Below are 19,389 nucleotides of genomic sequence, written 5' to 3' on the forward strand. Positions count from 1 at the left end.
GCGCGCCTGACGCAGGCCAAGGGCTTTATGCCCCTTTTTTGGATGAAATAACCGTCCAAAAGAGGGATCGAGTTTATTTCAAAGCTCAAATCCGTCAAAATAGCGTCTTTTGATGGTTTTTGGCTTAAGCCGGGGGATGCTCTGTGCCGCCCAAGTTCGACTTTGCCCATACTACCCAGCTCGATAATGCCGAGCTGCTGACGTCCCGCCCCAGTCGCATCGATTTCGACGCGGGCGATGGGTTGCATCTGGTAGTCGAGGCGCATGCGCCTGGAGTTTTTCGCCTGCGCTGCGGCGAGGCGAACCACTTCAATGATGACAAGCCGGGCGCGCGTGCGCGCGCCGTGGCCGAAATGCTGCTCGCGCGCCAGGAGGCGGTGGGCGAAGCGACCATCGCGCCTCGCGATGGCGGGGACGGCTGGCGGATCACCCAGGGCGACGTCGCCCTGGAGATCCAGGCCAATCCTGTTCGCATCGCCCTGTACCGCAATGAAGACCGCGTCTTCGAATCCGAGGTTTCCGCGCATACGCCCGCATTCGGGCATAACGCGCTGGACCAGGCCGACGACGCCGTGTGGACGGCCGGTTTCTCGTTGGCCGCCGACGAGCGTGTCTACGGTCTGGGCGAAACCCCGGGAGACCTGAACCGCCGCGAGGAATCGGTGGTTTCCGACGACCCGGAGCACCGCGCGCTGCCGCTGGCCTGGAGCCCCCGAGGCTGGGGCGTCTATGCCAATACGATGCGCCGCGTGGAACATTCGGTGGGCGTCGCGCCGGCGGACTCGGCCTATGTGCTGACCGTCGATGACGCGGTGCTGGACTTGTTCCTGTTCGCCGGCGAACCCGCCGAAATCCTGAATCAATACACCGCGCTGACCGGCCGCGCCGGCCAGCCCGTCCTGTGGGCCATGGGCGCGTGGCTGCAGCAGGCCGCGGGCGAAATGCCCACGCAGACGGTTGCCCTGGTGGCGCGCATGCGCGAAAACCAGATTCCGGTGGATGCCGTGACGCTGGCCCAGCCGATCGCGTGGGGCTTCCAGGCGGACAAGACGGTTTTTGAATGGGATGCCCAACGCTTTCCCGACGCCAAGCAGATGCTGGCGCTCTTTCACAAACACAACGTGCATGTGGCGGCCTCCGGTTTTCCGGGCGTCATCAAGACCAGTCCGCTCTTTGAAGAGCTGGAAGACCGCGGCTGGCTGCTGACCAAGGACGACGGCGCTGCCCAGGTGTTCGACGGCAACGCGGCGACGTCCGGCCAGCCCTACGGCCTGCTCGACCTGACCTATCGCGACATCTACAACCTGTGGGTCGAGCGCCACCGCCAATTGGTGGAAGACGGTCTGGATGCGCCTGCCTGCGACGCGCAGATCGCCATCCCCGATGGCGTGACCGCCCGCAACGGCGAGACCGGCCCGGCCCTGCGCACGATGTATCCCCTGCTGGTGCGCCGCGCGCTGTTCGACGCGGTGGCCGGATTGAAGGTGCCGCCCGAGGGCGTCGTGCCCAGCGCGGACCTCTTCCCGGCGGCCCAGCGCCTGCCGTGGCAGGTGGGTCCGCAGGTCGACAACACCTGGGAAGGCCTGCGGCACACGCTGCGCACGTCCCTGTCGATCGGTTCCAGCGGCGTGCCCGTCCAGGTGCACAACATTGGTTCGGCCGCGCGCGACCGCGCCGGCATGACGCCCGAGCTTTACCTGCGCTGGCTGACCGCCGGCGTGTTCTCGGCCAATTTCGCCTTCCAGGGCGTGGAAGGGCTGATGCCTTGGGATTTCGGCGACGAAACCCTGTCCCACGCCAAGACCTGGATGCAGTGGCGCTACCGCCTGGTGCCCTATGTGCTGGGCGCCATCGAGGACTCGGCCCGCACCGGTCTGCCGGTGCAACGCTCCATGGCGCTGTCGTTCCCGAACGATCCGCACGCCCACGAATGGGATCTGCAATACCTGCTGGGTCCGGCCCTGCTGGTGGCGCCGATCACCGAACCGGGCAATCAGGTACGCGTGTATTTGCCCAAGGGCGAGGCGTGGTGGGATCTGAACACCGGCCATCGCTACGAGGGCGGCACTACCTGGACCATCGATTGCGAGCTTGGCCAGTTCCCGGTGTTTGGCCGCGAAGGTCACATGCTCTGTCTCGGTCCGGCCGCGCAGCATACGGGCGAGTTCAACTCGGCCCGCATCCTGGACGAGGTCTGGATGTTCGGCATGCCGGTGCATAACCCGGTCGTCATGCGCAACAAGATCCGCGTGATGCAGATGCAGGGTTCGAGCTACATCAAGGGCCTGGAAGGGCTGCGGATCTCGCCGTCCGAAGGCCTGGAAGTGAAGCGCCGCGGCGCGGAAGTCCGCATCTCGCGCGCACGCTGAACCCGGGTCGGCCGCAAGCCGGCCGCCGAAAAGAAAGGGCAGTCAGGAAGGCTTTCCTTCCCGGCTGCCCTTTGTGTCTTTGCTGGATCGCCATTGTCGAGGCGTTTGCGCGGCTTTCCAGAAGCCCCGCAGCGCCGGGCCGGCAGTTGATATTACTTGTAGTTATTAAAAATGGAAAAAACGGTCGTTCTCTTTAGAAGAGAAAAGATACAAAATCGCTTGCCATGATTCACATCGAGAACCTATCCAAGACCTACGCCACGCCGCATGGGGAATTCCAGGCGCTGCGAGGCATCAACCTGCACATTGAGCAGGGCGAGGTCTTTGGCATCATCGGTCCCAGCGGGGCCGGTAAAAGCACGCTGGTCCAGTGCATCAACCTGCTGGAACGTCCCAACCAGGGCAACATCTCCATCGGCGGCCAGGCGCTGACCGGCCTGACCGAAGCGCAGTTGCGTGAACAGCGGCGCCGCATCGGCATGGTGTTCCAGGGATTCAACCTGCTGTCGCGGCGCACGGTGTACGGCAACGTCGCTCTCCCGCTGGAAATCGCGGGCGTGTCCAAAGCTGAAATTCCGGCGCGCGTGGAGCGTCTGCTGGCGCTGGTCGGGCTGGAACACCTGCGCGACCGTTATCCCAGCCAGATCAGTGGCGGCCAGAAGCAGCGCGTCGGCATTGCCCGCGCGCTCGCCAACAACCCGGATGTGCTGCTGAGCGACGAAGCCACGTCGGCGCTGGACCCGGAAACCACGCACAACATCCTGGCGTTGCTGCGCGACATCAACCGCAAGACCGGCGTGACCGTGGTCATGATCACGCACCAGATGGAAGTCGTGCGCGAGGTCTGCGATCGCGTGGCCGTGCTGTCGCAGGGCGAGGTCGTCGAAATCGGCAGCACCCGCGAGGTCTTTGCCCAACCCCGCCATGAAGTGACCCGCAACATGGTGTCGGCCGCCACCGCCTCGGAACTGACCGACGCCACGCTGGCCGCCGTCAAGGAACGCATCCAGGCGCTGGCCGCCGCCAAACCCGGCCAGACCGTGCGCCTGTTGCGCCTGTCGCTGACCGGCACCGACGCTTCGGGCGCGTTCCTGTCCGACCTGACCCGGCAGTTCGGCCTGGACGTCGGGCTGGTGCAGGCGCGCGTCGAAGACATCCAGGGCGTGGCCGTGGGCACGATGTTTGTGCTGGCCCAAGGCACGCCCGCCGCGCTCAAGGACGGGATTGCCGCCTTGAACGCCCGTGACATTACCGTTGAAGAAATAGCTCATGAGTCCGCAACTGATCGACCTGCTTATTACGTCGCTGCTTGACACCCTGCTGATGGTGGGCGTGGCCAGCGCCATCGCGGTGATCATCGGCATTCCGCTTGGCGTCACGCTGACGGTGACCGCACGCGGCAACATGCTTGAAAACCAGCCCGTGAACCACGTGTTGGGGGCCATCATCAACGCGACCCGTTCGGTGCCGTTCGTGATCCTGATGGTCGCGATCATCCCGTTCACGCGGCTGGTGGCGCAGACGTCCATCGGCACCACCGCCGCCATCGTGCCTTTGTCGGTGGCCGCCATTCCCTTCATGGCGCGCATCGCGGAAAACGCCATGCGCGAGGTCGATCCGGGCCTCATCACCGCGGCGCGCGCCATGGGCGCATCGCCGATGCAGATCATCATGAAGGTGCTGCTGCCCGAAGCCCTGCCGGGCCTCATCGCCGCCACCATCGTCACCGTGGTCAGCCTGATCGGTTATTCGGCCATGGCCGGCGCCATCGGCGGCGGCGGGCTGGGCGACCTGGCGATCCGCTATGGCTACCAGCGCTTCCAGTCCGACGTCATGGCCGCGGTCGTGATCGTGCTGATCGTTCTGGTCCAAGCCATCCAGAGCCTGGGCGACCGCTTCGTGCGCCGCATGTCGCATCGCTGATCTTCTTCGTTTTTTCCTACTTCCGTCATATCGGGATATCGCAACATGAGCATCAAGGTTTTGAAGTCGCTGGCCGCGTTCGCTTTGGGCGCCGCCGTATTCGCCCAGCCCGCGCTGGCTCAGGACAAGCCGCTGAAGGTCGGCGTCACCGCCGGCCCGCACGCCCAGATCTTTGATGTGGTCAAGGCCGAAGCCGCCAAGCAGGGCCTGAACCTGCAAGTCATCGAGTTCTCGGACTACGTGCAGCCGAACGTGGCGCTGGCCGCCGGCGACCTGGACCTGAACAGCTACCAGCACCAGCCCTACCTGGACAACGCCAACGCGGACCGCGGCTACAAGCTGGTCAGCATCGCCAAGACCGTGATCTTCCCGATCGGCATCTACAGCAAGAAGATCAAATCGCTGTCCGAACTGAAGGAAGGCGCCCGCATCGCGCTGCCGAACGACCCGACCAACGGCGGCCGCGCGCTGTTGCTGTTGCAGGCCAACGGCCTGATCAAGCTGCGTCCGGAAGCGGGCCTGAAGGCCACGCCGATCGATGTGGTCGAGAACCCCAAGAAGCTGCGCTTCATCGAACTGGACGCCGCCCAACTGCCGCGCTCGCTGGATGACACCGACGCTTCGGCCGTGAACACCAACTTCGCGCTGGAAGCCGGACTGAACCCGACCAAGGATGCCATCGCCCAGGAATCGCCCGACTCGCCGTACGCCAACGTGCTGGTCGTGCGTGAAAAGGACAAGGACCGTCCCGAGTTCGCCAAGCTGGTCTCCATCTATCACAGCCCGGCAGTGAAGCAGTTCATCGAAACCAAGTTCAAGGGCGCGGTGGTGGCTGCCTGGTAGTCCAGCACGCCGCACGACCCGCAAACGGCCGCCGCGAGCGGCCGTTTGCTTGCCTGGCTTTGCTGGCAGGATGGCACGGTGTCATTTTTTGACAAGCCCTTCGAAATCCGCCATAATTTCGGGCTTCGGTCGGGTTGTTAGCTCAGTCGGTAGAGCAGCGGACTTTTAATCCGTTGGTCGCGAGTTCGAGTCTCGCACAACCCACCATCAAAACTTTGCAGTATCAAGAACTTACGCCGCTTCTACAAGCGGCGTTTTTTCTTGGCGTTCTGACTTTGACCAAAATTCGACCGTGGCCGAATGGTGCGCGAGGTGAGACGGGGCCAGGTGAGCATATCGCTGCACCATGTCCAGTGTCTCCCAACCGCCGAGGTCCTTCAGCACCATGAGCGGCGTGCCAGCCTGTACATGCCAGCTGGCCCAGGTGTGCCGTAGGTCGTGAAAGTGAAAGTCGTCAATGCCAACTTCTGCGCAAGCGCGGCGAAGACAGCGCGCATCGACCTGACCAATCTTGCGGACGAGGCCGTCGCGCGACGGCCTCTCGAAGACGTACTTCTTCGCCTTGGGAATCCGACGCTGCAGGACTGCAAGAGCATCCGCGTTGAGCGGCACAGAACGTGCGTAACCGGATTTCGCCTCTTCTGCGATGACCCAGGCATTGGAGCGCGGCATGTCGACGTTGCTTGGCTTGAGCGAGAGCAGTTCGTCCTCGCGCATACCGGTGGCTACTGCGACCAAGCTCACGTCCCGCATCCATTCGAGCGTCATGGCGCTAATCAAGCGGCCGATAACGTCCTTTGGTTCCCAGCGCACTCGATTATCGGGCTCGACGAACTCGGCGAACTTGGGACACTTGTCGATCCAATCCCACTCCTCGCATAGCTTGAGCATTCGGCGCATCGTTGCAAGATAACGATTCTTCGTAGCTGCGCTGACTGGAGTGGGTTTCCGATGACGGTGCGTCGTGTGAGTGGGCAGCTTGTCCGCGATCTCGTCGAATTTTAAAGAGCGAATGGCGCGTCCAGAGAACTGCGTGCGCCAGTAGGCAATGTGCCGGACCTTGCTGTCGTAGTCTCGCAGGCCGTCCCAAAGTCGAAGGCACCGTACAGCGGCTTCTTCATACAAGCGGTCGGGTTGCTCACCGAGCTTGGCTTGGCGCCACAAATCAGCCTTCAACTTGTCGTGATATTCCTGCGCGGCTTGCCTGTCCGATGTTCCAGAAGAGCATCTAACTCGCGGGAGGCCTGGGACGCGGATATCAACTTGCCAGATACCTGAGGTTTCATCTTTGCGGATGGGCATGGTGCTTCTCCCAAGACCCGCAGCGATAGCTGGGTGACATTGTTCTTCTTTTCCGAGAATGCAGCAAGGCGCGAAGGCCAGATCCGCCAGGCGCCACGCGCCCTAAGCTGAAATCCAAGTTCCTTGCGATAGCTGAAGATTGTGCTGTAGGAAACATTGAGGCGTTCAGCGGCTTCATGCAGCGTGAGCGCCTTTTCATCCGTGGTCTGCACGGAAAGTGCATTGAGCATCGTGAACACCTCTAAATTGGATGCATACCCGAGGGGTCGACTCATCCGCCCGCGCCTGTCGGAAGCAGTTCATGCAGAACCATGGCGGCAATGGTGGCACCTCACGGGGAGCATCTAGGCGGTTTTGGGGGGCAATTCGGGCACTGGGTCACCGATCGCGGCATTCCACGACCACCAGCCTCCGGCACCGAATGTTTCGTCATAGTGCGCAGCCTTCTCTTTTTTGCGCGACAAGTAATCCGTGCCGGACATGCCCCAAACTTCAAGGGGGATCGGCTCAGGCAGGTCGCGCAGCCAAAAGTCGGGAAAGACCGCGTCTTCGCCTGCGTCGAATCGCAGGGGCTTTTCAAATCGGCGCTTCTCCGCAACGAGCTTCTCAGCGATCAGAACTTCATACCCCGAATCGACCGGGATGCAGTCACGCGTGATCTGCATGAGCGCGATGTCCACGACCTGCGCTCGCATGTTGCCCGCCGAGGATTTCGGCGGATCTGTTTGCGCAACCGCGATGATTGGGTTTCCAGCGCGCCAAGCGTCAATCTCGCGGCCGAAGCGGCGCTCGAGCGCTGCCCAGATGCCTTCGTCCAAGGCCATGAAAGGTATGCCGTGAAACCCGGCGATAGGCAGTACTTCACTGCCGTCCATTCCTTCCTGATGCTGGGCGAGCGGCGCAACAATGACCAGGCGGCGGCGCTGTGTGATCGCTTCGAGACTCTTAGCCTTGTTGTGTCCCGCCTGCTGCCCCGAGCCGGGCTGCGTGGCAATCACGAGGTTTTGCGACAGTCGAGCGCGGCCTGCATAGGTCGATGTCGCGATACGCATCAGGTGGTGGTGAACCACGCCGAGGTTGCGCTTGCCTTCCATGCCGGGAGTCCACGTATTCAGGCCGGCTTGCGTCCAGAGGAAATGAAGCAGGCCGAGCAGTGTCATGCTTGCTTGGCCGGACCGGGGTCGAGGGGTGGCGACCTTCGTCTCGGCCAGTCCGGCATTGTTGCTTTCATCAGGCGCGACAGCCGCGCGCTGTTGCAGCCCAACCTTGAGCTTGATCTTCACTGCGCCGTCATCCAGCTCCTGCACGACACCGCGGCGATAGGAGCCAAGGCCGGACATGCTGGGATCGACGCCGTAGTAGATACAGTCTTCGCTATGCTCGGCGCCCGTCTCTGGAAAGCGGGCGAGATGGAACCTGTCGGAATTGGCCCTGCTGTGAATTGAGAGGCGCTTTTCACCGGCACCGGGGCACGTGCAGCGCACGTCCGCCTTTCCATGAGCCATCAGCAGGACTCGCTTCCAACCCTCCTTGTATTCGTCCAGCGTTTGAAACTCAGGGGAGTAAGGGCGTTTGTTGGGACCGAGCGTTATTTCCACCGGGTAAACCTTGCGGTCCATCATTTGCCTCCCAAGGTGGCACAAAGCGTTGTGCTCACGAATTGCTGTTTTGCGCAGACGTCTTTGACATCGGAATAGATGAGGTAGAGCGCGTAGCCCGCCGCGAAGATCAACGCGGCGATCGTCCAGACGAAAAATTGCTTCATCAAGATTTCATGTGCGAGATGGCGGATGAGGGGGGCACATGCAGACGCGAGCGCGTCGCCAGAATGCAGAGGCCGACGTAAGGTCGGGTCGTCCTCCCTCCTGCAAGTGATGGCAGCGTGTTTAGGCGCTAAACAGCAGAAGGCGTATCGGCCTTGCTGCGACTTTGGAGCGTACACATCCGAATCGGAGCGCTCAGCCGGAGGCGTTTAGCTGCTAAACACCTCTCAGTCGATTACTGAACGCCGATTCGGATGCCGCCAGCGAGATACCACGACGCTGGCGGATTCCTGCCGACTTGCACGGCGCAGGCCAGTTGTTCTCCCGGCCGGGTGTTCGCCCCGCCGTTACTCGCCACGGAGGGCATAGACATTCTGCTTAGGCGCTCGCGCCCTTCACTCGAAGGGCTGGTGGGAAGGCGGGATCGTTGATCCCTTCCTGCCTCATCTCGAGATCTAGGTGGTCTTCCAGGCTCTGCGCCTGAACAGATTTTTTCAACCACATGCTTGCCGCACCTGGCCGGACTTCACGGGCCTCTACGGGACCCCTAGATTTTTGCTGCTTCTTTTCGTCCCCGGGGCTTTCCGTGTTCGCAGCCAACTCCCCTTCTGCGGCGCCCTCTCGGGCGGCGCAGGACGTTACTTCTGTGCGTATTGTTAAAGAGCGGCAACCCATATTTGGGTGTGTGCGAACATGATAACCCGTAAATAAACGTTGTCAACCCAAATATGGGTTTACTAAGGCAGCCGTGTTCTAGCCGAGTTAGGGGCGAACAAAAGGACATTGTTTTCGTATTTGGTAACAAAAGGCCTAAATTTCGGCCGCAAGCTGCCGTTTGTACCTATATCCAACCAGTAGACAGTGGCACCCGTCGTGGTTTCGATCCGCCATTGCGGGAATCTATGCGCGTCGCTTGGGGGATTCCCCCTTTTTTGCAAGCGTTTGACGCTCAGCCTCTGAATAACGTTCTATATCGTTCAAAATCAGCTGCTGGAATGCAGGATTGAGGGTGCGGAAGCACTCCAACAAAGTTTGCTCTTCCTTTGAGAGGGGCAGGGTTCCTGCCACGGGCTCGGTCATTAACGACGGCAGATGTGCCGGATCCAGGTCCTCGACAAACAATTGCCAAAGGTCCAAACCAAAAGCCCGTGCGATTTCCGCAACGCTTTCCACTCCTGCGCTTCCCTGCGCGCGACGAACACGGTCAACCGTCGACCGCGTCAGGCGGCCGTTCGTTTTCTTCTCAAGCGCGGCATTAGATAGACCAGCCGTACGCATGAGCTGATCGACGTTCGTGCCGACGAGTTCTGTAGCTTTTTTTGCCATACGGAACTATGCCGCGCCGGCGTGCATATATGTGGGTTGAAATAACCCAAATACGGGTTAGAATCGCTTGCATGAGCGAACTTCAATTTTTTGACCGGGTGTTATCCCGCCTCCGCGCCGTCCCGTACAACGAACTCGGCGTAGTCGCCGACGCGACGCACGTGTCGCTGAGCAATCTCCGTAAGATCCGCTACGGCGAGGTGAAGAATCCAGGAGTCCAGACGGTTCAGGCCCTGGCTGACTACTTCGCTGCCATAGACGTCCCCCGCGACCGATCCAATCAAACTTCCGCTGTTCCCGCTAAAAAACCGTAGGGACGGCCGATGATCTTCGGTGTTTAGCAGCTAAACACGGAGTCTCGCGTTGGCTGCTGTGCATCCGTACCTCACAAGGACAGAGGAATGGCAAACATGAGAACTGTTGTAATCGCACAGAACAAAGGTGGTGTCGGCAAGACCGCTGATGCCATCCACATTGCGTTTCACGCCGCCGAACGGGGGCTCAAGACACTCGTAGTGGACCTGGACACCGGGAACCTCTCCAAGACCATGCGTCAGCACCGCTTGGAGGTACCGGCGAGCGCACTGTTTCTCGATGAGATGCCGGTCGTTCGCGACGCCCCAGGCCCTATTGCCCTGCTGCACGCAGATCGGCTTCTGGCCAACGTCATCTACATGCCCCTCGAGCGAGCACTTCGAAATTTCCAGGTAAACCTGCGCGAATTTGAAACGCGGGGCTTTGATCTCTGCGTGATCGACACGCCCGCCAGCATCGGCATCGCCACCATTACTGCACTGCGCACCGCGGATGCGGTGATCAGTCCAGTCGAGATGGAGGACTACAGCATCGAGGGCATCAAAGACATGATGCGCGTGATCGTCGGGGCCAAGCAGCACAACCCGAAGCTGCACTTCCTGGGTATTGTGCCGAACCGGGTTGACCGCCGTAACCCGCGTCAGGTCAAACATCTTGCCGAGGTACAAGCTGCGCACGGCAAACTTCTGGCCCCAGTTGTGGTGGGTCTGCGCACTAGCGTCGCAGAGGCACTGGCTGCGGGCGAACCCGTCTGGAAGAGCAGGAAGACAACGGCACGGGCAGCAGGCGCGGAGATGCGCGCCCTCGGCAATCACGTCCTGCAAACGATGGGAGTGGCGAAATGAGTTTAGCCGCTAAACACGGTGATGCCGGCGGCCTGGACTTGGCCGGCCTGGGCGATTTGGCGTCGCTGCTAGACGGCGCGCCGCCCCAGGCGCGCGAACCCGGCTCCTATGACATTAGTCTCATCCACGAAGATGAAAAGAACTCCCGCGGCAAAAACAATCCGGGATACAGCGTGGAGAGCATCGCAGAGCTAGCTGCGTCGTTCAAACGCCAAGAGCGCAAGGGTAAGCGTGCCATCAAGTCTCCTTTGTCGTTGCGACCGCATCCAACAATTCCCGGACATTTCATTATCAATCACGGTCACCGCCGATTCCGTGCAGCGAAGGTCGCTGAGATGACTTCGGTGCCGGGGTTCGAAGATCCGGATTTCGATGACTTCGATCAGGTCGTGGAGAACGTGCAGCGCGAGAACCTAACCGCGCGGGAAATTGCGGACTTTATCGGCGGCAAGCTGTCAGCTGGTTGGTCCCGGGCCGACTTAGCGCGTCAGCTCGGTAAATCGAAAGCCTGGGTAAGCCATCATGCAGGTCTACTCACGCTGCCCGAACCCGTCGCCGAAGCGGTTGCGGCGGGGAAGGTGACTGATGTGACGCTCGCCAATGAACTGGCCGTCGCGCACCGTGAGCAACCGGAGGCCGTCGCAGATCTGTTGAGCGCGAATGAGGCCAAGCCTACGCGGTCGGCGGTGAAGGCGATTCGGAAAGCCGGAGGTGCGAAGCGAGCGTCGTCAGACGCACTGGCGGAGGAGACGCCACAGTCATCACGTGATGAGACGACAGCCCGCGCCGTAGTGGCGGAATGTTCGACCCATGTGTTCCATGCAAAAGAACCAAGCACCCCACCCGAAAATGGCGAACTACCGCCCACGGTTGGCCCGGAAGTCCAACGAAGCATGGATCGCCTCGAGCAGCATCGACGGGAAGGCGCAAACCCGGTGCTTCAAAAGAAAGGGACTGATGCCCTGGCACGCCTCATCAACATCGCACAGCGTGATACTGGCCAAAGCAAACGGGTGGCGGACTTTCTGCTTTCGTGGTGGAACGCGACCAGGTGCGGTGGCTTCGACCTGACCGATATCTGGAGCGTGGACGCTGAGATAGCCGATGACATGCTCGTCGTGATTGGCCTGATCCGCCAAACACGCGCGTATCCCGATACCCTGGGGACCGAGGTACATGCGCAGTTCAAGGCCCTGGTTGCGCTTTGGCGTCCGGCACTGTGCGACGCCTGATGTATCGTTTAGCCGCTAAACACCGAAAGAGGAGCCATCCGATGGAAAAGTCTTTGGCCAAAATTAATTCCCAGATCCGCTGAGGTATGTCGGGCCGATAACGACCGAGGCTGTGTGAAAACTCGTGATGGACTTGTTTTCGAGGGTGTTCAAACCCTTCCCTCAACTCCGATCGTCGATCCTGAGTTGATCTGAGAGGCCAACTTCCGACATGACCCTCAGCACGGTGAGTTTTCACACAACCTCGACCCAGAGCGGTCGGTCTGCCTCCCACCTCTCGGCGCAGATTCTCTGGCATCCAAAGCGAATTCGATTCGCCCAGCTGCAACTGCGCATAGTGACATCGCGTAAACGGCGCGTGCGTCAACTGCCTAAAGTTTTGCCTAGTTCCAAGCGTAATGTCGCGGGTAGTTTTGAGACGAGCTAGGTTTTGATTTGCACGCAGAGTTGAACCACCTTTACGTTTGATTTGCATGTAAGTCCGAACAACCTCGTGAACACCATCCTGCTCGGTACGCGTGTGGGACACAGGAGTGATCGACGTGGGTCTTCTCAGCATTACTCGCCGTTGGCATTTGCGCGATCATGGCTCTTTACGAGAGATTGCCAAGCGACTTGGCATATCGCGCACCTCGGTGAGACGCTATCTGCACTCGTCGTGGCTCAAGGTCGAGGCTAACCGCACACGCAAGCAGCGACGCTCGCTTTTGGAGCCGCACCAGGATTCTTGCTCTCTAGGCTATACGGGCTCTTACGACCGAGTCGCTGCTTTCGCGTTCGTCACTAGCCCAGAACTCAGGGCGGCGTTGCCGAATGTGCCGACGGCCCCAGAGGCAGGGATGCCCAGACTTTCGGCCGTGGCGTGGTTCGGATCGCCGGCGCCCAATGACATGCCGACTGCCATGGTGGATAAGATTAAGCAAGCCATCGCTCGGGAATTCGCCAAACCCCGTCCGGATTGCGGAAAATCCTGAAGTTCTGAACGATCGTTAGACAAAGGGAGAATGAGAATTGCGGGGCTCACATGGCTACCTGCGAGTGCCTTTTGCCCGGGGCCTCATTAACAGGTATTCCATGGTGATCGATGCTTGGGTGCCATTTTGAATCCCCTGTAGCAGTCATGGACAAACTCACTCAGGCTTTCGCATTTGAACGGCGCATCAAGGCTTTGTTCGATCCAATGAGTATTCTTCCGACATTGCCAGAGCCGATTGGAACCGCCGGCAAGCGCCTAATTCCCTAAGGCTTGATATCCGTTCCATCTACTGACTGAAAATCGCTCCGCCATCTTCAGGCTGCACTGTCCCTGGGCCGCTTGTGCAAGGACTTCGCCCACCGCAGGCGCAATCTGAAAGCCTCCCCCCGAAAACCCGAAGGCGTGCAGCAGCCTCGGCACCTTGGCGCTGAAGCCGATGACGGGATTCTTGTCGGGGAAATAGCCTTCTATTCCCGACCAGCAGCGGATGATGTTGGCGCGGGCGAGGGCGGGCAGAATGGCCGGGCCGGTGCGGCCGAGATCGGCCAGGGCCGCGGGACCTGGGCGGCTGCGATCGCCGGGCAAGGCATGGCCATAACCGCCTCCCATGACGACATTGCCGCGCGCCACCTGCCTGGCGTAGAAGCCTCCACCTTCGACGCCCAGCGACACGCCGATCTGCGGTGTGAGCGGTTCGGTGACGAGCAGGGTGGGGTACTTGACCTGCAAGGGCAGGACGTCGCCAAACCAGCCGGCCACGACAGCGCCCCATGCGCCGGCGGCGTTGATCACCGTGGCGGCGCGAATGCGGCGCCCGTCCGTGGCCGTCAGCAGGAAGTCGCTTGCCATGGTGTCGACGTGGGCGATGGCGCAGTGCTCAAGCAGTTGGGCGCCCGCGCGCGCCGCGGCGTGGGCGAAGGCGGGCGCGACCAGGCGAGGATTGGCCTGGCCGTCTTCGGGGCAAAGTGAGCCGCCGACGATGTCGGGCGCCAGCGCGGGAAAGCGCCGGCGCAGGGCGGCGCGGTCCAGAATCTCCAGGCCCAGGTCAAGGTCGCGCACCTTGTCGCGATAGGCGACGAGTTTGTCCAGGTCCGCTTGCGATCGGGCAAGTTTCAGATGACCGGTGCGCACGTATTCGGCGTCGGTACCGATCAGCGCCGGTAGCCGTGCCCAGATGCCGTGGGCGCGCTGGGCGAGGTGTAGCTGTTCAAGGTTGCGGCCCTGGCGGCGCACGCCGCCGAAGTTGACGCCGCTGGCGCGCGCGCCGCACAAGTCGCGTTCGATCAGCAGGGTGGAGACGCCAGCGCGCTGTAGCGCCAAGGCGGCGCTGGCGCCGACCAGGCCCGCGCCGATGATGGCGACGTCGGTATGCAGCAGTGTCATGACGGGTTCTTGTCAAAGCTTGCGAACGGCAGGGGTTTGACGGGCGCCTGTCCTCGCAGGCGGCCGACGGCCGCCAGGGGGATTTTCCGGCAGTCGGCCAGCAATTCGGCGGCGCCGCTCTGGCACAGGCGGCCCTGGCACAAGCCCATTCCGATGCGCGTCAGGGCTTTCAGGCGGTTGAGGTCATCGATGGCATATTGCGCGGCGGCGGCGCGCAGCGCTCCCGCCCGCACTTCCTCGCAGCGGCAGACGATGACGCTGTCGTCGCAGCCGGAGCCTGCGGCCGGCAGCGGGAACGCACGGTCCAGACCATGCCGAAAGCGCGTCAGCGCGGCCTGCCGGCGCGCCAGCCAACGCAGGCGCTTGGGGTCGACGCGGATGCCGCTGTCGGCCAGCATGGCAAGCGCGCTGCGTTCGCCGGCCAGTTCGGCCAGTGCGGCGCCGCCGATGCCCGCGCCGTCGCCCGCCAGGTAGACGCCGGCGATCGAGCTGCGGCCGTCGGCGTCGCGTCGCGGCAGCCAGGCGCGCTGGGCGGCGTGGAAATCGAAATCGCAGTCGAGCAGGTCGGCCAGTTGGGTTTCGGCGCGCAGGCCGTGGCCGACTGCCAGCGCGTCACAGGCAATGTGGCGTTCGGCGTCGACGATGCGCGCGCGCGCGCTTTCGATGCGGGTCTCGCCCCGGGCCGAGATAAGGCTTGCCGAATGGTGCACGGGTACGCCGTGCGCGCGCAGCCATCCCAGGTAATACAAGCCCTTGGCCAGCGTGCCCACCTGATTCAGCAGCGCGGGCAGGGCGCGTGCCTGGCCAGCCAGCGGCGCGCTATCGAGCACGGCCTGCACCTGGCCCCCGGCACGCGCGTATTGATAGGCGACGAGATACAGCAAGGGCCCGGTGCCCGCGAAGACGATGCGCGGCCCCAGCAGGCAATGCTGGCCCTTCAGCGCAATTTGGGCGCCGCCCAGCGAAAAGACGCCAGGCAGGGTCCAGCCGGGAAAGGGCAGAACGCGGTCGGTGGCGCCGGTGGCTATCAGCAGTTGGGAGTAGGGCAGTTCATCCAAGTCGCCGTCTTGCGTAACGAGATCTAGGTGGCCGGGCGCGGTGTTCCACACGGCGGTGTTTGCGCGGTAGTCGGCCTGCTGGCGCAATTGGGCGCCTGCCTCGTGGATGCGGGCCGCGCGCTGATGTTCGAAGCCGTACCGCTGGCGTGCGGTGCCGCGCGGGACGGGGCTTTGGCGATAGATCTGGCCGCCGGGCAGCGCGGCCTCGTCGATGACGACGGGCCGCACTCCGTGGCGCAGCAGCGTTTGTGCGGCGCGCACGCCGGCGGGTCCTGCGCCCACCACCACCACGCTCGGCGGCGCATCGGACATGGGAGGCATGTTCATGGGCACGCTCCGGGCAGGGCGTCGAGCAGTTCCATGCCATCTTCGGCCAAGGTGGAGCAGGCGCGCAGGCGCTGGCCGTCGATGCGCTGTACCCAGCAGTCCTGGCAAGCGCCCATCAGGCAGAAACCCGCGCGCGGCGCGCCCGTGCCCAGTGTGGTTCGCAGCCGGTCGCCGGCCAGCAGCAGCGCCGTCAGCACGGTGTCGCCGTGCTGGGCGGCTATCGGCTGGCCGTTCCAGGTCAGGTGCAGGGCGGAACCGGCCTGCGGCGCGGCACGGCGCAGCAGCGGTGTCATGCGCGCGGCTCCGGGGCGCATGCCCTGTCAGCGTGCATCTGCGACAGCGTGCGGTCGGGCAGGATGATGTCGGCGTCGTACACCAGATCCAGAATCGCGGGCAGTTGGTGCTCACGGGCGTGGGCCAGCGCGGCGTCATAGGCCGGCGCAAATTCCTCGGTGGTTGTGACGCGGTGGCCGAAGGCGCCATAGCTTTGCGCGAGCTGGGCGAAGTCGGGATTGACCAGGGTCGTGGCCAATGCGCGGCCAGGATAGGCCCGCTCCTGATGCAGCCGGATGGTGCCGTAAAGCCCGTTGTTGAACACCAGGATGACGATGCCCAGCCGATGCTGCACGGCGGTGGCGACTTCCTGCATGGTCATCTGGAAGCATCCGTCGCCGGCAAAGCAGATGACCGGGGCGTCGCGGTCATGCAGCTTGGCCGCGATGGCCGCCGGCAGGCCGTAGCCCATGGCGCCCACGGCCGGCGCAAGCTGGCTGGCAAGGCCCTTGAAGGCGATGTGCCGGTGCGCATAGAGCGCGTAGTTGCCCGCGCCCACGGTGACGCAGGCGCGCGCGGGCAGGGAAGCCGCGACATGGCCGGCGGCCGCATTCAGGTCGAGCGGGCCGGGGGTCGGCAGCAGCACGGGCGCCGAACCCGCGGCGTGCGCGCCGCTGCGCGCTGGCCGCCAGCCCGGCGTGGGCGCGAGAGCCGCCGCGGCCTGGGCAAAGCCAGCCACGCTGGCAACGATGCCGAGCGCCGGCGTGCAAAGCCGCCCGATCTCGTTGGCGTCGGCGTGGATGTGCACCAAGGTCTGCCGCGGCGTGGGCGAGGCGAGCCATTCGTAATTGATGGTGGTCGGTTCGCACAGGCGCGTGCCCAGCGCGATGACGAGGTCGCTGTCCGTGACGACGCGCTTCTGGTGCGCGGGCATGCTGGCGCTGACCTGCCCGACGAAGTTCGGATGGTTGTTGTCGAACAGCTCCAGCCGTCTCCAGGCGGTGGCGACCGGCAGGTCAAAGCGCAGGGCAAAGTCGCGTACCGCCCCGCGCGCCGCATCGGACCAGCGCGAACCTCCCAGCAGCAGCAACGGCCGGGCGGCGGACTCGATCATCCGCTGCAGGCGCTGCATATCGTTGGGCGTGGGGCAGGCCTGCGGTGTCGCGGGCGGCGCGGCCAGCGGCGCTCGGGTCAGGCGGGCCAGCATGTCCTCGGGCAGCGCCAGCACCACGGGGCCGGGACGTCCGCTGGTGGCGGTGGTCCAGGCGCGCGCCAGATATTCCGGGATGCGGTCGGCGCGCTCGATCTGCGCCACCCATTTCGCCAGCGGCGCGTACATGGCGCGGTAGTCCACTTCCTGGAAGCACTGGCGGTCGGCGGTGTCGCCGCCGACCTGGCCGATGAAGAGGATCATGGGCGTGGAGTCTTCGCGGGCGGTGTGCACGCCGATGGCCGCGTTGGTGGCGCCGGGGCCGCGCGATACAAAGCAGATGCCGGGCTGGCCGGTCAGCTTGCCGTGTGCCTCGGCCATATAGGCCGCACCGCCTTCCTGGCGGCAGACGATAGATTCGATTGCATCGCGCCGCGCGTACAGGGCGTCGATGCAGGGCAGGAAGCTCTCGCCGGGCACCATGAAGACGCGCCGCACGCCAAAGGCCTGCAACTGTGCGATGAGGGCCTCGCCGCCGCTGCGGGGCTCGGCTGATTCGGGACGGGTCATGCGCCTTCCTGTTCAAGGGCGCGCGCCACACGCTCGGGTCCATAGTCGCGCTCCGCGGCGGCGCGGCTCACCTTGCCGCCAACGACGTCGCGGCGGATATCGGCAAGGTCGCGCTCCGCGGGAATCCCGTAGCCGCCTCCGCCGGGCGTCTCCAGGCGGACCGTGAAGCCCGCCGGCAGAGGGTGGCCCGAAATCTTGTTGGGCAGCCGCTGCTCGTCGGCGCGGCCCGGGTTCTGGATGAGGCGCGAGGTGCCGCCCGTCAGGCCGCCATCGAGGCCGGCTGCGCCGAACAGCGCCGCGTCGCAGCGGATGGTGCAGGCCAGTTGATCGTGCAGCGAGCGGATCTGGCGCGCAATGCCCATGCCGCCCCGGTATTTGCCCGCGCCGCCCGTATCGTTCACCAGGGCGTACTCGTCGACCAGTAGGGGGTATTCGATTTCCAGCGCCTCGGCGGGCAGGTTGGACGTATTGGTGACGTTGACCTGGATACCGTCCATGCCGTCGCCCCGGGCGCGCCCGCCCGCGCCGCCGCCCAGCGTTTCAAGATAAACGAAGGTGCCTTTGCCGTCGCGCATCGGGCCGGAGAACAGCATGGAGGGCATCACGTCGTTGGACGAAGCCATGCCGCGGCCGGGCGGCAGCAGTTGGCCCAGGGCGCCAATCACGGTGCCCGCCACGCGCTGCGCGGTGGTCACGCGCGCGCCCACGGCGGCGGGAAACACCGGATTGGTGATCGTGCCCTCGGGCGCACTGATGGTGATGGGTTGGAAAAGCCCGTTATTCGGCATCAGCTCGGGATCGAGCATGGCCTTGACCGCGAAATACACGCTGGCGTTCAGCGCGCTGGCCGGCAAGTTGAAGGCGCCGCGCGCCTGCTTGCCGGTGCCCGTGAAGTCCACGTGCAGTTGGCCGTCGCGCGCCTGCACGTTGGCCTGGATCACCACCGGGTCGCCGCCCATGCCGTCATCGTCCATGCGTTCGGTGAACGAAACGCTGCCTGTCGGAAGCTGGGCGATGCGGTTGCGCAGCCGCCGTTCGGTGTAGCGCAGGATGCCGTCGATGGCGGATAGCACGGTGTCCAGCCCCGATTGGCCGACCAGCTCCAGCATCAGGCGCGCGCCCTTGTCGTTGGTCGCGATCTGGGCGCGGATGTCGTGCATGCGGTTGTCCGGCTCGCGCGTGTTGTGCGCGATCATCTCCAGCAAGTCCAGGTCCAGCTCGCCCTGCCGCACGATGCGCATCGCGGGCAGGCGGATGCCTTCCTCCCATACCGTCTTGAGGTGGTGCGAGGTCGAGCCCGGCACGGCGCCGCCTACGTCGGTGTGGTGGCCAATATTGGCGGCGAAAAAGCGCAACACGCCGTCGAAGAAGATGGGCGATACGACGGTAATGTCCGGCGCGTGGGTGCCCCCGGCCAGGTAGGCGTCGTTGCACAGAAAAGCGTCGCCGGGACGGATGCCGGCCGCGCCGTAGCGGCGCAGCACGGCGTCGATGCCGCCCGACAGCGAGCCCAGGTGCACCGGCACGTGGGCAGCCTGCGCCACCAGCCGGCCGGCGGCGTCGAACAGCGCCACGGAGCAGTCCTTGCGCTCCTTGATGTTGCTGGAAAACGAGGAGCGGATCAGCGTGTTGCCCATTTCTTCGGTGATGGACAGCAGGCGGTTGCTGAAGACCTCCATTTCGATGGGATCGAACGCGTCGGTGTCGGCGGCGGCAGTCGGTGCAGTGGTCATG

17 protein-coding genes, 1 tRNA gene and 2 pseudogenes are annotated in these 19,389 nt (G+C 63.5%); 10 read left to right on the forward strand and 10 right to left on the reverse strand.

What is annotated here, in order from left to right:
* Window positions 1–143 precede the first annotated feature (143 nt).
* From V6V88_RS03600 to V6V88_RS03620, 5 genes are all read left to right on the forward strand, one after another.
* Entirely contained in the window at window positions 144–2,369 is a 2,226-nt protein-coding gene (locus V6V88_RS03600) for a TIM-barrel domain-containing protein (protein WP_338617894.1), read from the forward strand.
* Between the two features lie 224 nt (window positions 2,370–2,593).
* Window positions 2,594–3,682 (forward strand): ATP-binding cassette domain-containing protein, encoded by a 1,089-nt coding sequence (locus V6V88_RS03605; RefSeq protein WP_062841658.1) that lies wholly within the window; start codon window positions 2,594–2,596, stop codon window positions 3,680–3,682.
* A complete protein-coding gene (locus tag V6V88_RS03610; RefSeq protein ID WP_062841659.1) occupies window positions 3,639–4,292 on the forward strand; it encodes a methionine ABC transporter permease in 654 nt (217 codons plus the stop codon). The genes V6V88_RS03605 and V6V88_RS03610 overlap by 44 nt, the downstream gene beginning before the upstream one ends.
* 45 nt (window positions 4,293–4,337) lie before the next feature.
* The gene (locus V6V88_RS03615; protein ID WP_056320831.1) at window positions 4,338–5,135 is read left to right on the forward strand and encodes a MetQ/NlpA family ABC transporter substrate-binding protein; all 798 of its coding nucleotides are present in this window, start codon (window positions 4,338–4,340) and stop codon (window positions 5,133–5,135) included.
* A gap of 131 nt (window positions 5,136–5,266) precedes the next feature.
* Window positions 5,267–5,342: transfer RNA gene (locus V6V88_RS03620), tRNA-Lys, on the forward strand.
* Between the two features lie 24 nt (window positions 5,343–5,366).
* Here the strand turns inward: V6V88_RS03620 and V6V88_RS03625 are convergent.
* The 5 genes from V6V88_RS03625 to V6V88_RS03645 all read right to left on the reverse strand — a co-directional run bounded on the left by V6V88_RS03625 (window position 5,367) and on the right by V6V88_RS03645 (window position 9,526).
* Window positions 5,367–6,311 carry a site-specific integrase gene (locus V6V88_RS03625; RefSeq protein WP_227741349.1) on the reverse strand — a complete coding sequence of 315 codons (945 nt, stop codon included), beginning with the start codon at window positions 6,309–6,311 and terminating at the stop codon, window positions 5,367–5,369.
* Window positions 6,308–6,667, reverse strand: a complete 360-nt coding sequence (locus V6V88_RS03630; RefSeq protein ID WP_227741350.1) for a hypothetical protein — start codon at window positions 6,665–6,667, stop codon at window positions 6,308–6,310. Before V6V88_RS03630 ends, V6V88_RS03625 begins: the two co-directional genes overlap by 4 nt.
* Before the next feature lie 114 nt (window positions 6,668–6,781).
* Window positions 6,782–8,059, reverse strand: coding sequence for a DUF1173 family protein (locus tag V6V88_RS03635; protein WP_152383403.1), 1,278 nt, complete (start codon window positions 8,057–8,059; stop codon window positions 6,782–6,784).
* Window positions 8,056–8,202 (reverse strand): hypothetical protein, encoded by a 147-nt coding sequence (locus V6V88_RS03640; protein WP_175157260.1) that lies wholly within the window; start codon window positions 8,200–8,202, stop codon window positions 8,056–8,058. Before V6V88_RS03640 ends, V6V88_RS03635 begins: the two co-directional genes overlap by 4 nt.
* Window positions 8,203–9,100: 898 nt before the next feature.
* Window positions 9,101–9,526 (reverse strand): hypothetical protein, encoded by a 426-nt coding sequence (locus V6V88_RS03645; RefSeq protein ID WP_152383404.1) that lies wholly within the window; start codon window positions 9,524–9,526, stop codon window positions 9,101–9,103.
* 71 nt (window positions 9,527–9,597) lie between these two features.
* Here V6V88_RS03645 and V6V88_RS03650 point away from each other — a divergent pair, with 71 nt between their 5' ends.
* The 5 genes and pseudogenes from V6V88_RS03650 to V6V88_RS03670 all read left to right on the forward strand — a co-directional run.
* Window positions 9,598–9,840 (forward strand): hypothetical protein, encoded by a 243-nt coding sequence (locus tag V6V88_RS03650; protein ID WP_152383405.1) that lies wholly within the window; start codon window positions 9,598–9,600, stop codon window positions 9,838–9,840.
* A gap of 96 nt (window positions 9,841–9,936) precedes the next feature.
* Window positions 9,937–10,686, forward strand: coding sequence for a ParA family protein (locus V6V88_RS03655; protein WP_152383406.1), 750 nt, complete (start codon window positions 9,937–9,939; stop codon window positions 10,684–10,686).
* Window positions 10,683–11,918, forward strand: coding sequence for a ParB/RepB/Spo0J family partition protein (locus V6V88_RS03660; protein ID WP_152383407.1), 1,236 nt, complete (start codon window positions 10,683–10,685; stop codon window positions 11,916–11,918). Before V6V88_RS03655 ends, V6V88_RS03660 begins: the two co-directional genes overlap by 4 nt.
* A gap of 533 nt (window positions 11,919–12,451) precedes the next feature.
* Window positions 12,452–12,694 (forward strand): annotated as a pseudogene (locus V6V88_RS03665) (helix-turn-helix domain-containing protein); the annotation flags it as partial.
* Between the two features lie 63 nt (window positions 12,695–12,757).
* Window positions 12,758–12,892 (forward strand): annotated as a pseudogene (locus tag V6V88_RS03670) (tripartite tricarboxylate transporter substrate binding protein); the annotation flags it as partial.
* Between the two features lie 257 nt (window positions 12,893–13,149).
* On the opposite strand, the gene V6V88_RS03675 reads toward V6V88_RS03670, so the two are convergent.
* From V6V88_RS03675 to V6V88_RS03695, 5 genes are read right to left on the reverse strand one after another with little or no spacing between them, the layout of a single operon-like run.
* A complete protein-coding gene (locus V6V88_RS03675; protein WP_152383408.1) occupies window positions 13,150–14,277 on the reverse strand; it encodes an FAD-binding oxidoreductase in 1,128 nt (375 codons plus the stop codon).
* Window positions 14,274–15,662, reverse strand: coding sequence for an FAD-dependent oxidoreductase (locus tag V6V88_RS03680; protein ID WP_227741352.1), 1,389 nt, complete (start codon window positions 15,660–15,662; stop codon window positions 14,274–14,276). Before V6V88_RS03680 ends, V6V88_RS03675 begins: the two co-directional genes overlap by 4 nt.
* A complete protein-coding gene (locus tag V6V88_RS03685; RefSeq protein WP_082401429.1) occupies window positions 15,659–15,955 on the reverse strand; it encodes a (2Fe-2S)-binding protein in 297 nt (98 codons plus the stop codon). Before V6V88_RS03685 ends, V6V88_RS03680 begins: the two co-directional genes overlap by 4 nt.
* On the reverse strand, window positions 15,952–17,655 hold the full coding sequence (locus tag V6V88_RS03690) for a thiamine pyrophosphate-dependent enzyme (RefSeq protein WP_054481931.1): 1,704 nt from the start codon (window positions 17,653–17,655) through the stop codon (window positions 15,952–15,954). The genes V6V88_RS03685 and V6V88_RS03690 overlap by 4 nt, the downstream gene beginning before the upstream one ends.
* Entirely contained in the window at window positions 17,652–19,388 is a 1,737-nt protein-coding gene (locus tag V6V88_RS03695; protein ID WP_054481932.1) for a hydantoinase B/oxoprolinase family protein, read from the reverse strand. The genes V6V88_RS03690 and V6V88_RS03695 overlap by 4 nt, the downstream gene beginning before the upstream one ends.
* Window position 19,389 lies beyond the last annotated feature (1 nt).

The organism is Achromobacter sp. E1 (assembly GCF_037039475.1).
Lineage (GTDB): Bacteria > Pseudomonadota > Gammaproteobacteria > Burkholderiales > Burkholderiaceae_B > Achromobacter > Achromobacter mucicolens.

Excerpts from the sequence above, each read along its gene's own strand:
- V6V88_RS03605 (WP_062841658.1), top strand. The coding sequence starts at position 2,594 with ATGATTCACATCGAGAACCTATCCAAGACCTACGCCACGCCGCATGGG.
- V6V88_RS03610 (WP_062841659.1), top strand. The coding sequence starts at position 3,639 with ATGAGTCCGCAACTGATCGACCTGCTTATTACGTCGCTGCTTGACACC.
- V6V88_RS03615 (WP_056320831.1), top strand. The coding sequence starts at position 4,338 with ATGAGCATCAAGGTTTTGAAGTCGCTGGCCGCGTTCGCTTTGGGCGCC.
- V6V88_RS03630 (WP_227741350.1), bottom strand. The coding sequence starts at position 6,667 with ATGCTCAATGCACTTTCCGTGCAGACCACGGATGAAAAGGCGCTCACG.
- V6V88_RS03635 (WP_152383403.1), bottom strand. The coding sequence starts at position 8,059 with ATGATGGACCGCAAGGTTTACCCGGTGGAAATAACGCTCGGTCCCAAC.
- V6V88_RS03640 (WP_175157260.1), bottom strand. The coding sequence starts at position 8,202 with ATGAAGCAATTTTTCGTCTGGACGATCGCCGCGTTGATCTTCGCGGCG.
- V6V88_RS03645 (WP_152383404.1), bottom strand. The coding sequence starts at position 9,526 with ATGGCAAAAAAAGCTACAGAACTCGTCGGCACGAACGTCGATCAGCTC.
- V6V88_RS03650 (WP_152383405.1), top strand. The coding sequence starts at position 9,598 with ATGAGCGAACTTCAATTTTTTGACCGGGTGTTATCCCGCCTCCGCGCC.
- V6V88_RS03655 (WP_152383406.1), top strand. The coding sequence starts at position 9,937 with ATGAGAACTGTTGTAATCGCACAGAACAAAGGTGGTGTCGGCAAGACC.
- V6V88_RS03660 (WP_152383407.1), top strand. The coding sequence starts at position 10,683 with ATGAGTTTAGCCGCTAAACACGGTGATGCCGGCGGCCTGGACTTGGCC.
- V6V88_RS03675 (WP_152383408.1), bottom strand. The coding sequence starts at position 14,277 with ATGACACTGCTGCATACCGACGTCGCCATCATCGGCGCGGGCCTGGTC.
- V6V88_RS03680 (WP_227741352.1), bottom strand. The coding sequence starts at position 15,662 with ATGAACATGCCTCCCATGTCCGATGCGCCGCCGAGCGTGGTGGTGGTG.
- V6V88_RS03685 (WP_082401429.1), bottom strand. The coding sequence starts at position 15,955 with ATGACACCGCTGCTGCGCCGTGCCGCGCCGCAGGCCGGTTCCGCCCTG.
- V6V88_RS03690 (WP_054481931.1), bottom strand. The coding sequence starts at position 17,655 with ATGACCCGTCCCGAATCAGCCGAGCCCCGCAGCGGCGGCGAGGCCCTC.
- V6V88_RS03695 (WP_054481932.1), bottom strand. The coding sequence starts at position 19,388 with ATGACCACTGCACCGACTGCCGCCGCCGACACCGACGCGTTCGATCCC.